We start from the raw sequence: 12,843 nt of genomic DNA, 5'->3' as shown, positions 1-12,843 counted from the left end.
CCCGGTCGATTACAGTGCTGCGCAGACCGGTCTACGGGGGGAGGGCACGTCGTGGCCACGACAGCCGCGGCCGTGTGGGGCCGCGCCGAACAGCAGGACTTCCGCGCCCGCGTCCGGGGCTGTCTGCTCGGCGGAGCCCTCGGCGACGCGCTGGGAGCGGGCGTCGACGGGCTCACCCTGGCCGGCATCCGGGACGCCCACGGAGCTGACGGAGTCACCGAGCCCGTGCCCGCGTTCGGCCGCAGGGGCGCCGTCACCGCCGCCACCCAGATGACCCTGTTCACCGTCGACGGCCTCATCCGGGCCCAGGTCCGCCGCGACACCGGCGTCTGGCACCCGCCCACCGACGTCCACCGGGCTCACCTCCGCTGGGGCGCCACCCAGCGCGACTGGGGGCCCGACGAGCGACGCAAGGACAACGGCTGGCTCGCCCGCGAGGAGTGGCTCTACGCCCGCCGCCACCCGCCCCGTGCCTGCCTCACCGGCTTCGGCGACGAGCGCCTCGGCACGCTCGACCAGCCCAAGAACCCCACCGCCGCCGACTCCGGCGCCCTCGTCAGGTCCGCCCCCTTCGGCCTGCTCGTCGGCTGGGAGCCGCAGCTCGTCTGCCAGCTCGCCGTGGAGTGCGCGGCGCAGTCCCACGGCCACCCGGCCGCCTGTCTCGCCGCGGGCGCCTTCGCCGTCACCGTCCACGGCCTCGCCCGCGGCGGCTCCGTGGAGGCCGCCGTGGCCGGGGCCCTGGAGCAGCTGGCGGCGCGCCCCGGCCACGAGCCGGTCACCGAGGCGCTCGGCCGGGCCCTCGGAGCCGTACGGGAAGGGGCTCCGGACGCCGAGCGGGTGGCCGGACTCGGTGCCGGCGAGGACCGGGCCGAGGGGCAGCTGGCGGCGGCCGTCTACTGCGCCCTGGTCGGTGAGGACGTACGGCACGGGCTGCGGCTGGCCGTGAACCACGACGGGCCCTCGGCGGTGACGGGGGCGCTCACCGGCGCGCTGCTCGGCGCCCTGCACGGCGAGACGGCCCTCCCGCCGGCCTGGCTGGCCGAACTGGAGGGCCGTGCGACGGTCCTGGAGCTCGCGGACGACTTCTCGATGGAGATGACCCAGGGCGCGGCCCTGCACACTCCCGCCGAGTCGTCCCCGGGCTGGCTGGCGCGCTACCCGAGGGGCTGATCCGCGCGGTCGCCGCCGGTCTGCGCCGGGACGGCGGCCGCTCCGGCGGGGCTGCCGTCGTCCGAGTGGAGCTTGTCGAGGACCGCGTCCCGCTCGGGGGTGTCCTCCGGCCTGATGAAGCCGATCAGGACGTACAGGACGAGCGAGGTGGCGAGCGGCGAGACGATCTGGATCTGGAGCTCGATGCCGTCGAGGCCGTAGTTGGTGAGCCAGAAGACGAAGAGCCCGGCGGCCCAGGAGACGAGCGCCGCCGTCGGACCCGACTTCCGGAAGGTCCGCAGCAGGCCCAGCATGAACGGGATCGCGATGGGCCCCATGAGGCCGGCCACCCACTTGATGACGACGGTGATGATGTCCTTGAACGTGGGGGAGTTGACCTGGGTGGCGACCGCCATCGACAGGGCGAGGAACGCGATCGTCGACCAGCGTGCCGCGATCAAGCCGGCCTGCTGCGTCCAGCTGCGCGCCGCCTTGCTCATGACGGGGGCGATGTCCCGGGTGAAGACGGCCGCGATGGCGTTGGCGTCGGAGGAGCACATCGCCATGGTGTGCGAGAAGAAGCCGACGATGACCAGGCCGAGCAGTCCGTGCGGCAGCAGCTGTTCGGTCATCAGGGCGTACGAGTCGGAGGCGTCGGGCTTCTTCGGGTCGACGAGCAGCGGCGCCACCCACATAGGGAAGAAGAGGACCAGCGGCCAGACGAACCACAGGGCGGCGGAGAGCCGGCCGGAGCGGGTGGCCTCGCGTGCGGTGGGGGTGGCCATGTAGCGCTGGGCCTGGTTCCACATGCCGCCGCTGTACTCGAAGGTCTTGATGAAGAGGTACGCGAGCAGGAAGGTCAGCGTGTACGGGCCGGCCGTCGGCGCGGTGTGGCCCTGGAGCTCGGGCCGGTCCCAGACCGTCCAGAGGGCGCTGACGCCGCCCAGCTCGGCGAGGACGGCGACGAGCATCGCGATGCCGGCGAAGAACTGGATGATGAACTGGCCGAGTTCGGTGAGCGCGTCGGCCCACAGGCCGCCGACCGTGCAGTAGATGCCCGTGATCACACCGGTGATGAGGATGCCCTGGTTGAGGGAGATGCCGGTGAAGACGGAGAGCAGGGTGGCGATGGCGGCCCACTTGGCGCCCACGTCCACGATCTTCAGCAGGACGCCGGACCAGGCGAGCGCCTGCTGGGTGGGCAGGTTGTAGCGGTTCTTCAGGTACTCCAGGGGTGAGGCCACGTGGAGCCGCGAGCGGAGCCGGTTGAGCCGGGGCGCGAAGAGGTGCGCGCCGATCGCGATGCCGATCGCGATGGGGAAGGACCAGGTGACGTAGGACGTGACGCCGTAGGTGTAGGCGATGCCGGCGTAACCGGTGAACATCACGGCGCTGTAGCCCGACATGTGGTGCGAGATGCCGGAGAGCCACCAGGGCATCTTGCCTCCGGCGGTGAAGAAGTCGGAGACGTCGTCCACGCGCTTGTGGGACCAGACGCCGATCGCGACCATCACGCCGAAGTAGCCGATGAGCACGGCCCAGTCGAGACTGTTCATGGAGCCCCCTCCAGGGGTTCTGGTCCGCCTTGTGAACGCCGTTCATGGTGTGGCGAGTCACAAGGCCGGGACAATGCAATGGAGGGTCAAGGGAAAGTAAAATCGTTCGGTTTACTGACCCTGGTTCACGTCCATGAACTTGTCACGGGGTTCCGGAGATCCCTCCGGTGGAGGGTCAGCGCATCAGCTCACCCGCGTTGACCAGCAACGACTGCCCCGTGATCGCCCGCGCCCGGTCCGAGGCGAGGAAGGCAACCGCCTCCGCCACGTCCCCGTCCGTCGCGAGTTCCGGCAGCGCCATCCGCTCGGTCAGCCGGGCGAGCACCTCCGCCTCCGGCACCCCCTCGCCCTGGGCGGCGAACCGCACGTACGCCTGCACCGGCGGCCCCCACATCCAGCCCGGCAGCACCGTGTTGACCCGGATCCGGTGCGGTCCGAGCTCGTGCGCGAGCGAGTACATGGCCGAGGTCAGTGCCCCCTTCGACGCCGCGTACGCGGCCTGCCGCACCTGCGAGGGCGCGGCCACCGCCGACTGCGTGCCGATCAGGACCACCGCGCCCCCGTGCTCCCTGAGCGCCGGCAGGCAGGCCCGGGTCATCCGCAGCGTACCGAGCAGATTGACGTCGAGGACCTGCTGCCAGGTCGCGAAGTCGGCGTCCTCCAGGCCGCCGAAGCAGGAGTCCCAGGCGGCGACGTGCACGACCGCGTCGATGCCGCCGAAACGCTCGACGGCGAGCGCGGCGAGGGCCTCGCACCGCTTCTCGTCGGTGATGTCGGTGGCCCGGTACGCGGTGCGGCGCCCCTCCGGGTCGATCTCGGCGGCGCACGTGGCGAGGTTGGCCTCGGTGCGCGCCCCGAGCACCGCGTTGCCCCCGTCCCGCACCACCGCCGCGGCGATCCGGTGTCCGAGCCCCGCACCGACGCCCGACACGACGACCGTCTTCCCCTGGAGCGGCATCCGGACCTCCTCGACCCTGGCCAAGTATCTGACGGTCCGTCAGAGTAGGGGGCCGTCACCGACTTGGGAAGGGGTACGAGAGTGAGCGAGGAGACCCGCAGCGACACCTACGCGGAACTGGCGTCGGTCGGCCCGTACGGCGTCAGGCCCGGCCACGCGCTGATCACCATGGTCGAGCCGCACCCGGGCCACGAGCACGCCTACAACCGCTGGTACGAGGACGACCACTACTACGCCGGCGCCATGGCCATGCCCTGGATGTTCGCGGGCCGGCGCTGGGTCGCCACCCGCGAGCTCCAGGAGCTGCGCCGCCCGGAGAAGTCCGCCGTCGCCCAGCCCGTCACCGCCGGCTGCTACCTCTCCACGTACTGGATCACCGAGGGCCGCTACGACGAGCACATGAAGTGGACCGTCGGCATCAACAAGCGGCTCAACCGCGACGGCCGCGTCCACCAGGAGCGGACGCACGTCTTCACCTCGTTCCAGGACCACGAGGCGACCGTGTACCGCGACGGCGCCGCCGGCCCGCGGGACGTCCACGCCCTCGACCATCCCTACGCCGGGCTCGTCCTCCAGGTCGTCGACACCGACAACCCCGACCGGCGCGCCGCCCTCCTCGACCGGCTCGTGACGAGGGACCTCCCCCACCGCCTCGCCGGCTCACCGGCGGCGATGGTCACGATCTTCCGCCCGACCCCTCTGCCCGGCGACCGGATGACCTACGTGAAACAGGTCGAGGGCGTCGACACCCGCCTGACCCTCCTCTGGTTCCTGGACCAGGACCCCCGCACCTGCTGGACGCACCACTTCGCGGACCTGGAGTGGCTGGGGGACGGGGACGGGGATGGGGACGGGGACGAGGGAGCGGGCGAGGGCCGGGGCGCGAGTACGGACCGGGGCGCGGGTACGGACCGGGGCGCGGGCGCCTGGGTGGAGTTGGTGGCGCCGTTCATCCCGACGGTGCCGGGGACGGACCGGTACGTGGACGAGCTGCGTTGACGCCTCACCCCGCGCCCGGACAGCAGGGCGGGTTTTCCCTGACAGCACCAGGTACCGCACCTATTGTTGATGTCCGGCCGGAACATGGGGGCGTTGATGGATGCACAGATGGTGGAACTCGCTCGGGTCGCAGGGGCGACCGTGGTCACGCTCATGGCCACGGACGCCTGGGAGCGGACACGGGACGGGGTCGTGGCGCTGTGGCGTCGGGTCAGTCCGTCCCGTGCCGAGGGCGTGGAAGGGGAACTCGAGGCGACCAGGGACGATCTGCTGGCAGCCAGGGAGAGCGGCGACGATCTGACCGAACAGGAACTCCGTGAGGAATGGGCCGGCCGGTTGCGGCGCCTTCTTCGCGAGCAGCCCGAGGTGGCTGAGGAGCTGCGTCGGATTCTTGCCGAACTCGATCCCGAACCCCAGGATCTCGGCCCCAGGACGGTACAGATGCACGCCGAGGCGTCCGGCAGCGGCCGCGTCTACCAGGCGGGCCGTGACCAGCACATCACCGAGCGGTGACCGGGGCGGACTGGGGCGCCGGGCCGGAAGTACAGGGGAGAGCGTCCGGCCAGGGCCGCGTCTACCAGGCCCGAGGCGACCAGCATGTGACGGAGCACCACCACCACTATTCATCGAACGAAGCCCCGTCCCTCTTCGGGCCGCCCCTGCTGCGAGCCGTCCCGGGACCCCGGAGCCCCTTCGGACCGGCCGCGCCCGTACCGGACTCGGTACGGACGCCGCTCGTGGGACGCACCCCATTGGTGTTGCGCGACCGCCGCGAACTCATGCGGGGTCTCCTGTCAGCGGTCCGTGACGAGACCGGGGGGATCCACGTCCTGCACGGGCTGGGCGGCTGCGGCAAGACAGCGGTGGCTCAGGCTGTCTTCAACGACGTGACGCGCGAGGGACGACGCGCGGGTCTGTGGGTCAACGCCTCCGACCGCGCGACGCTGCGGGCGGGAATGCTGGCCGTCGCCGCGGACCGCGGCGCGGGAACCGGAGAGCTGACCGCCGCGCTGGAGGGGCAGCGAGCTTCGGCCGACCTCGTCTGGCACTGGCTCCACTCGTCGCCGGAGCCTTGGCTGCTCGTCCTCGACAACGCGGATGACCCCACTGCACTCGGGGAAGGTGGTTGGCTGCGGCAGAGTCCGCAGGGCACGGTCATCGTCACCACACGGCAGGGCGGTTCCCCGGTATGGCTCGGAGCACAGCGACATCAGCTGGGAGTGCTGCCGGTCGAGGACGCCGCGCTGGTGCTGTGTGACCTCGCTCCCGAGGCGGGATCGGTCGAGGACGCGGAGACGGTGGCGCGCAGACTCGACTGTCTTCCGCTCGCGCTCACGCTGGCAGGGTCCTTCCTGTCACGACAACTTCTGGAGAGCTGGTCGATGAGCGACTACCGGCGTCATCTGGACGACAATCCGACGGAGCTGATCGACCAGGGAGCGAGCCCCGGCAACGCGGAGAGAAACGCTCGGCAACTCGTCGGCCGCACGTGGGAGATCTCGCTGGATGCCCTCGCGGACGACGGAATCCCGGAATGCGTGTCGCTCCTGAGGCTGTTGTCGTGCTGGAGTTCCGACCCCGTACCCCTGTCCCTCATTCGCCGAGAGGCGGTGGATGAGGCACAACTGAGTGCTCTGCAACCTCCTCTGACCGGGTTGCGGGTCGAGGCGGCTCTCCGGGGTCTGTTGGACCACTCGTTGGTCTCGCTGGTGAGCCTCGACCTCGGTGCCGAGGTGGTGCGGTGCGTCAAGACGCACGGTGTCGTCGCTGACAGCGTCGCCGCCGCCGTACCCGGTGACCAGCGGGCGCAGCTCGTCACCGCCGCCTCGAAGCTCCTCCAGGACGCCATTCCTGAGGGCGGCGTTCTGGAACGGAACGCCCGGCCGGTCGGTCACCTCGTACCCCATGCGGCGAACCTGCTCCGGCGAGTGGAACACACCGGCAGCGCCACCGACGTGGTGGCGCTCTGCACACGCCTCGCCGCGTGCCTTTTCGACGCCGGCGATTTCCAGGCCGCGTTGTTCCTGGCGCAGGCCGCCGCGGAGACGGCTGGGCAGTGGCTGGGGCCCGATGCTCCGGAGACGTCCCGCGCGGAGCACCGCGCGGCCATGTCGCTGTTCCGGCTCGGTCGCTTCGAGGAATCCGAAGACCTCCACCGACGCGTGCTCGATACCCGGGAGAGGGTGCTCGGACCGGAGCATCCAGAGACGTTGGAGAGCCGACAGGACATTCACGAACCGCTCAGCCAATTGCAGCGGACCGAGGAATGCATGGCCACCCTCCGCGATACGGCCGAGGTGCGCTCACGCGTCCTCGGTGAGTTCCACAGGGACACGCTGCACGCGCGGGCGCTCCTCATCGAGTACCTCGCCGTCGCCGACGCTGTCGATGAGTTCGACCGAGTGGGTCCGAACGTCGTGGCCGCCTGCGAAGAGCACTTGGGCATCGACTCGTTCACCACGGTGACCGCCCGCCACAACTACGCCTACGGCCTGCATCGCTTCGGGCGGTCGGCCCAGGCGGAAGCGGAAGCCCGTAGAGCGCTCATGGGTCGCGAGCGTTTGCACGGGCCTGATCATGCGCTCGCGCTCTCTGCGGCCGTCCTGCTGAGCTGGATCCTCGGCGACCTCGGACAGGTCGAGGAGTCCCTCGCGCTCGGTCGACGGGTCGTCCTGGGCCAGGAGCAGGCACTCGGGCGGGAGCACCCTTACCTCCTCACGAACCGCACCGGCCTCGTGGAGGCCCTGGCGGCGGCGGGGGAGGTGGCAGAGGCACAGGCTCTGGCCCGGCAGAACCTCCCCCTGTGCGAGCGGGTGCTGGGGCCTGAGGACCCGGTCACGGTCAAGACGCGCGGTCTTCTCGGCTAGGGGCGGGGCCCCGGCCGGCGACCAGCCCCCTCGGCCGGGACGGCGATCCAGTCGAGAGGGCTTCCTGAGGGTGCGCTGATGTGGGCGTCAGGCGCCGGGGCAGTCGCGTTCGCTGACGTCGAGGATGAACTTCGACCAGGTCTCGGCCGAGAAGCCGAGGCCTGAGCGAGCGGTGTCCTTCGAGTCCCGGACACGGATCAGGAGGGGCTCCTGCGCCTTGACTTCAACGCAGTCTCCATTGACGGCCGAGTACGAGGACTTGGTCCATTCCGCCAGCGCGTCGTGCCGAAACAGCATCGTGACTCCGATGGTTGTGCCAGTGGGGTGGGTGAGGCGCTATTCAGCCGCTGCGGCAGCGGCTCTGCCTTCGACGCTACGCTGCAACATCACCAGCGATGCGATGCGTTCACCCATCCGGATGGCATATTCCATCGAATTCTTTGCCCCAGGGCCCGGGCGGTGTATCGTGCCCGCCTGTCCAAAACCTGCTAGTCCGCTTGTAGTTCCTCGGCCACACCGAGGATGAACTCACGCGACTGCTCGGCGCTCAGCGCCTTCGCCCTGAGGTGCTCGTACATCACCGCGTAGCTCTGGACGTCGTTCGCCTTCTCCAGGTACAGGTCGCTGGTGACACCCTCCAGGTAGACGACGCTGGCATCCATCGCCTCCTGGAACTCCAGGATGGCGAACTTGCCGTACATCCCGGGGTGGGCGCCGACGCCGTACGGCAGCACCTGGAGTGTGACGTGCGGCTTCTCGCTCAACTGAGCGAGGTGCCGCAGCTGATCGGCCATGATCTGCGGGCTGCCGACCACGCGACGCAGGAGAGCCTCGTCGATGACGGCCCAGAACCGCAGCGGGTTGACCAGATCGGAGAGACGGTCCTGGCGCTTCAGCCGGATCTGGATGCGCTTGTCGATCTCGCTGGGGGTGGCCTCCGGCCACATCCCCTCGATCACCGCCTGGGCGTACTCCTGTGTCTGCAGGAGGCCGGGAACGATGAGCGACTCGTATACGCGCAGCGAGGCCGCGTCCGTCTCCAGGCCGATGTAGACGCTGTACGGGATGTCGCCGAAGGCGTGCCACCAGCCCTGCTGCCGGGAGTCCTTGGCCATCTGCATCAGGGAGTCGACGATCCGGTGATCCTCGACCTCGTACACCCCGCACAGGTCGCGGACATCGCGCTGGCTGATGGAGCGGCGGCCGTTCTCCAGTCGGCTGATCTTGGACTGGGAGACGAGAAGACGCTCGGCCACCTGCTCGGCCGTCATGTTCTTCGCTTCCCGGAGCTTGCGCAGCTCCTGGCCCAATCGGCGTCGCCTGACGGTGGGGTTGACGTTGGACGCCACGGAAACTGCACCTCCGGCTCTCTGCTGCGTAGCTGTGAGTATCTACCGCTTGGCAGACTGCCACCAAAGGCCAGGTGTGCGCTGGAAAACGACCACAACGTGTGCGCGGGTGAACGTACGAGGGGTACGAACGTCGGCCCCGGGACACGGTGGTTCGGGCCTAGGACGCGTCGGTCCGGCCCGGAGGGTGTGCGGGCGTGCGTGTGCGGGGCGGCCGTCCTGACCGCCCCGCACACCGTGCGGCTCCCGGGCTGGTTCCTCGGGGACCTGAAGAGTCCACGGAGCCCTCGGAGTCGCTGGACTCCCTGGGCTCCGAGGACCCCTCGGTGTCGTTCTAGTGCGCCGCCGCGCGGGCCATGCTGCCGCGAGGCTGCGCCGGGACACCCGCGGCGCTCCGGCGGGGTTGTGCCGCCGCGCCGTTCTGGACGTCCATCACGGCGTGCGCCACGAGTCCGCCCATCGGGTCGTGCCGGATCAGGTCGCGCAGCCGGGACCGCGACGACCGTCCTTCGTTGCCGGGGTAGAGGTGCTTCCCGAGACCGACCGCGTGGGCCAGCGCGGCAAGCGCCGCGGTCCGCGGGTCCGGCGGTACGCCGGTGCGGATCGCACTGTCCAGCCGGGAACGGATCTCCCGACTGATCGCCGTCTCCGTCGCCTGGTAGCGCGTCGTCGGCAACACCCCGCACATCTGGGTCTCCACGGCATGCACCATGCCGCATCGCTCCAGATGCGAGAGATACGTCTGGCGAAGCCCCAGTCGGGGCCCGCCGATCCAATGGACGGCCCGAACCGGGCTGCCACGTCTGCGCAGCAGCTCCAGTGCGGAGTCCAAGGTCGGATCTCCGGTCGGCCGTGGCATCACCACGGCGATACGATCCCCGTCTGGGGCTATCCGGCCTGCCAGTGCCAGCTCTACTAGCTGTGCGCCGGCCAGGCCGAGGTCGAGCGACTGCGGCTGCGCTGTGGTACCCGTGGTCGGGTCCAGAGCGAGCAGCAGAAGCTCTTCCGGAATGGTTCTGCGGCTCCTGCCCATCCATGCCTCCCCGCGTGGATGAATGACAGGGTGACCCCTCTCACATTCATCTGTCGAGAGTGCCTGGGTGGTTCATCCGGGAACCAGTAGGTATGTCGTTCTCGTCTAGCACGGGGGCCAAGGGGTTCACACAGGACACTGGTACACGGACCGGTACATGGTCCGTACGTACGCATGACGCATGGAGGAGGCACGGTGGCGGGCGAGTCCCCCGACAGGGCGGAGCAGCAGGGGCCGTCGCAGGAGACGACGGCCTCGGGCGGCGGCGGCCGGGATCCTCGGCTTTCCGTGCTCCGTGAGTCAGACGCCTCGTCGGCGGCTTCGGTTGCGGAATCGGCGGCGTCGTCGAGTTCGTCCACGGCTTCGAGTTCGGGGTCCTCGGCGTCTTCGTCTTCGGCTTCGTCGGTTCAGGTCGACCAGCCGACGGCCGTCTTCAAGAACCTGGTGCCGAGGACCCCGGAGGACGACGCACCGGCGGCGGCCGAGCCGGAGCCGGAGAGCGAGCGCCTGAAGGCGGCTGTGGCGGCCTGGGTCGCGACGGCGGAGGACCCGGCGGAGTCGGATGACCCGAAGGCGCCGGAAGGCTCCGAGGCGGACGAGTCGGATTCTGACCCTGACTCGGACCCGGACCCGGACCCGGACTCCGATGCGGCGTCGGTCGACGGCGAGGACGACCCCGAGGCCGATTCGGCCGACGACGAGCCCGCGGACGACGAGCTGGAGGGTGACGTCCCCGAGGGCGATGAGATCGACGACGACGAGCCCGTCGACGGCGAGCCCGAGGACGACGAGCCGGCCGGTTCTGCGTCGGCCGACGCGAAGGCGTCCGGCGAGTCCTGGTTCGCGGCGCGGAACGCGACGGCGGACGAGAAGCCCTCGGAGCCCACGGCGTCCGCTGCCGACCCCCAGGACGTGGACGGCGACGACGCGGACGAGGCCTCGGAACCTGAGCACGAGCCGGTCGACCAGCCGACGACCATGTTCAAGGCCGTCCGCCCGCCCGTGGCGCCCCCGGTGGACCAGCCGACGACCGCGCTGAAGCTGCCGCCCTCCTTCGGCGCGGACTCCGACAGCGAGCGCTCCAGCACCTTCGTGCCGCTGCGTGCCGACATCCCGGCCGAGCAGAAGGCACAGGAGGCCCCGGAGGCCCCCGCGGCCGCCAAGGCCGCCAAGGCGGCCCCCAAGGCCGCTCCCGTACCGGCTCCGGCGGCGGCGCGGACCCCGTCGCCCGCACCGGCGCCCGCGCCCGCGCCCAACCCCGCTCTCGCGGAGGCGGAGCGGACGCGGCAGCAGCCGTTGCCGCCGCTGCCCCCGCTCGATCTGCTCGCCGAGCTGACGAACACCCCGCCGCCGCCTCCGACCCCGCTGCGGACGACCGTCCGCCGGGTCCGCATCTGGACGCCGCTGGTCCTTCTTCTCCTGATCGTCTTTGCGATCGCGCAGATGGTCCGCCCGCTGCCCGCGCCCGCGCTGACGCTCTCCGCCGCGCCGACCTTCACCTTCGAGGGCGGCCGGCTGCAGATGCCGTGGCCCACCGAGGGCCAGGGCGCCGTCGAGGTCGAGGGCGTCGGTTCCATGGGCACGTACGGGGCGCAGAAGCCGGCCCCGATCGCGAGCGTCACGAAGACGATGACGGCGTACGTGATCCTGCGCGACCACCCGATCAAGGGGGCGCAGAAGGGCCCGGAGATCACGATCGACAAGAAGGCCGCCGATCAGGGCAAGGCGGAGCACGAGTCGACGGCGGCGGTCCAGGAGGGCCAGACGTACTCGGAGAAGGAGCTTCTCCAGCTCCTCATGATCCCCTCCGCGAACAACGTGGCCCGGCTGCTCGCCCGCTGGGACGCCGGTTCGGAGGCCGCGTTCGTCGAGAAGATGAACGCCGCCGCGAAGGACCTGGGCATGACCCAGTCGACGTACACCGACCCGTCCGGCCTGCTCGACAGCACCGTGTCGACCCCGAAGGACCAGCTGAAGCTGGCGAAGGCGGTCATGCAGTACGACGTGTTCCGGGAGATCGTGAACACGCCGAACGTGACGATCGACGGCATCCCCGGCCGGATCGAGAACAACAACAAGATCCTGCTCCTGCCGGGTGTCAGCGGCATCAAGACCGGCTCCTCCACCCCGGCCGGCGGCAACCTGCTCTGGGCGGCCAACACCGTCGTCGACGGCAAGATCCGGCGCATCCTCGGCATCGTGATGGGCGCCAAGAACGCCGATCAGCTCGGCGAGAAGCTCCAGCTCTCCATCGACTACAGCTACGAGCTCATCAAGAAGGCCCAGGACGACGTCACCTCGGCCGCGGTGGTCCGCAAGGGCCAGGTCCTCGGGTACGTCGACGACGGCCTCGGCGGCCGCACGCCGGTCGTGGCGACGAAGGAGCTCAAGGCGATCGGCTGGCCCGGCCTCAAGGTGAAGCTGGAGCTCACCGACGGCGGCAAGGCGCTCCCGCACGCCGGCAAGGCGGGTGACGTGGTCGGTCAGGTGTCGATCGGTACGGGCGCCGGCAAGGTCAGCGCGCCGGTCGCCCTGAAGGCGGACCTCGTGGAGCCCGGATTCGACAAGAAGCTCACCCGCGTGGGCTGACAGGCACCCGGCCGGGCGAGGAGCACTCGCCTGGCCGAGGAGCCACCCGCTTGGCCGGGCGCCCCGGTTCTCCGGGGCGCCCGGCTGTTAGCGTCTTCGGGGGGCGAGAAGCACGCGTGACACACGCGAGAAGTGAGACGGGCAGCACGGGAAAGGGCCGCAGTGACCACCGCCGAGCCGACACGCGCCGATCGCGCCGACCGCGCCGATCGCGCAGAGTCAGGACCCGACCGTGACTCCGACTCCCCTCTCGATCCCCACCCCGACGGCGCAGAAGCGGGACCCGCCCATGATTCCGACGCAGCTTCCGGATCCGGCATCGGCTTCGACCCACCCTCCGAAT

10 protein-coding genes are annotated in these 12,843 nt (G+C 70.4%); 5 read left to right on the top strand and 5 right to left on the bottom strand.

The genetic code is table 11. The annotated features are described in order from the left end of the window. Window positions 1-51 precede the first annotated feature (51 nt). On the top strand, window positions 52-1,170 hold the full coding sequence (locus AMK29_RS27915) for an ADP-ribosylglycohydrolase family protein (RefSeq protein ID WP_073818238.1): 1,119 nt from the start codon (window positions 52-54) through the stop codon (window positions 1,168-1,170). On the opposite strand, the gene AMK29_RS27910 is transcribed toward AMK29_RS27915, so the two are convergent. Both AMK29_RS27910 and AMK29_RS27905 read right to left on the bottom strand, forming a co-directional pair. Beyond that, window positions 1,155-2,705: a sodium:solute symporter family protein gene (locus AMK29_RS27910; RefSeq protein ID WP_073818237.1), complete on the bottom strand. Its 1,551-nt coding sequence runs from the start codon at window positions 2,703-2,705 to the stop codon at window positions 1,155-1,157. The genes AMK29_RS27915 and AMK29_RS27910 overlap by 16 nt on opposite strands. A 175-nt stretch (window positions 2,706-2,880) precedes the next feature. Further along, window positions 2,881-3,663: an SDR family oxidoreductase gene (locus tag AMK29_RS27905; protein WP_073818235.1), complete on the bottom strand. Its 783-nt coding sequence runs from the start codon at window positions 3,661-3,663 to the stop codon at window positions 2,881-2,883. An 81-nt stretch (window positions 3,664-3,744) separates the two neighbouring features. Between AMK29_RS27905 and AMK29_RS27900 the strand changes: the two genes are divergently transcribed. The 3 genes from AMK29_RS27900 to AMK29_RS27890 all read left to right on the top strand — a co-directional run bounded on the left by AMK29_RS27900 (window position 3,745) and on the right by AMK29_RS27890 (window position 7,529). Beyond that, entirely contained in the window at window positions 3,745-4,662 is a 918-nt protein-coding gene (locus AMK29_RS27900) for a hypothetical protein (protein WP_073818234.1), read from the top strand. Window positions 4,663-4,758: 96 nt separating this feature from the next. After that, a complete protein-coding gene (locus tag AMK29_RS27895; protein ID WP_073818416.1) occupies window positions 4,759-5,175 on the top strand; it encodes a hypothetical protein in 417 nt (138 codons plus the stop codon). A gap of 224 nt (window positions 5,176-5,399) precedes the next feature. Beyond that, window positions 5,400-7,529 carry a tetratricopeptide repeat protein gene (locus AMK29_RS27890; protein WP_241845734.1) on the top strand — a complete coding sequence of 710 codons (2,130 nt, stop codon included), beginning with the start codon at window positions 5,400-5,402 and terminating at the stop codon, window positions 7,527-7,529. 87 nt (window positions 7,530-7,616) lie between these two features. On the opposite strand, the gene AMK29_RS27885 is transcribed toward AMK29_RS27890, so the two are convergent. From AMK29_RS27885 to AMK29_RS27875, 3 genes are all read right to left on the bottom strand, one after another. Next, window positions 7,617-7,826, bottom strand: coding sequence for a DUF397 domain-containing protein (locus AMK29_RS27885; protein WP_073818231.1), 210 nt, complete (start codon window positions 7,824-7,826; stop codon window positions 7,617-7,619). A gap of 191 nt (window positions 7,827-8,017) precedes the next feature. Beyond that, on the bottom strand, window positions 8,018-8,878 hold the full coding sequence (locus AMK29_RS27880; protein ID WP_073818229.1) for a helix-turn-helix domain-containing protein: 861 nt from the start codon (window positions 8,876-8,878) through the stop codon (window positions 8,018-8,020). A gap of 334 nt (window positions 8,879-9,212) precedes the next feature. Then, complete coding sequence (locus AMK29_RS27875; RefSeq protein ID WP_030212103.1) at window positions 9,213-9,911, bottom strand: GOLPH3/VPS74 family protein; 699 nt, start codon at window positions 9,909-9,911, stop codon at window positions 9,213-9,215. Window positions 9,912-10,106: 195 nt separating this feature from the next. Between AMK29_RS27875 and AMK29_RS27870 the strand changes: the two genes are divergently transcribed. Continuing rightward, on the top strand, window positions 10,107-12,500 hold the full coding sequence (locus AMK29_RS27870; RefSeq protein ID WP_073818228.1) for a D-alanyl-D-alanine carboxypeptidase: 2,394 nt from the start codon (window positions 10,107-10,109) through the stop codon (window positions 12,498-12,500). The last annotated feature ends 343 nt before the right edge of the window (window positions 12,501-12,843 follow it).

This window comes from Streptomyces sp. CB02261, assembly GCF_001905665.1.
Classification (GTDB): Bacteria; Actinomycetota; Actinomycetes; order Streptomycetales; family Streptomycetaceae; genus Streptomyces.
The sequence above is the reverse complement of the archived record's forward strand: the minus strand, read 5'-3'. Positions and strand labels throughout refer to the sequence as shown.

Coding starts and splice junctions, on each gene's coding strand:
- AMK29_RS27910 (WP_073818237.1), bottom strand. CDS start 2,705: ATGAACAGTCTCGACTGGGCCGTGCTCATCGGCTACTTCGGCGTGATG.
- AMK29_RS27905 (WP_073818235.1), bottom strand. CDS start 3,663: ATGCCGCTCCAGGGGAAGACGGTCGTCGTGTCGGGCGTCGGTGCGGGG.
- AMK29_RS27895 (WP_073818416.1), top strand. CDS start 4,759: ATGGATGCACAGATGGTGGAACTCGCTCGGGTCGCAGGGGCGACCGTG.
- AMK29_RS27885 (WP_073818231.1), bottom strand. CDS start 7,826: ATGCTGTTTCGGCACGACGCGCTGGCGGAATGGACCAAGTCCTCGTAC.
- AMK29_RS27875 (WP_030212103.1), bottom strand. CDS start 9,911: ATGGGCAGGAGCCGCAGAACCATTCCGGAAGAGCTTCTGCTGCTCGCT.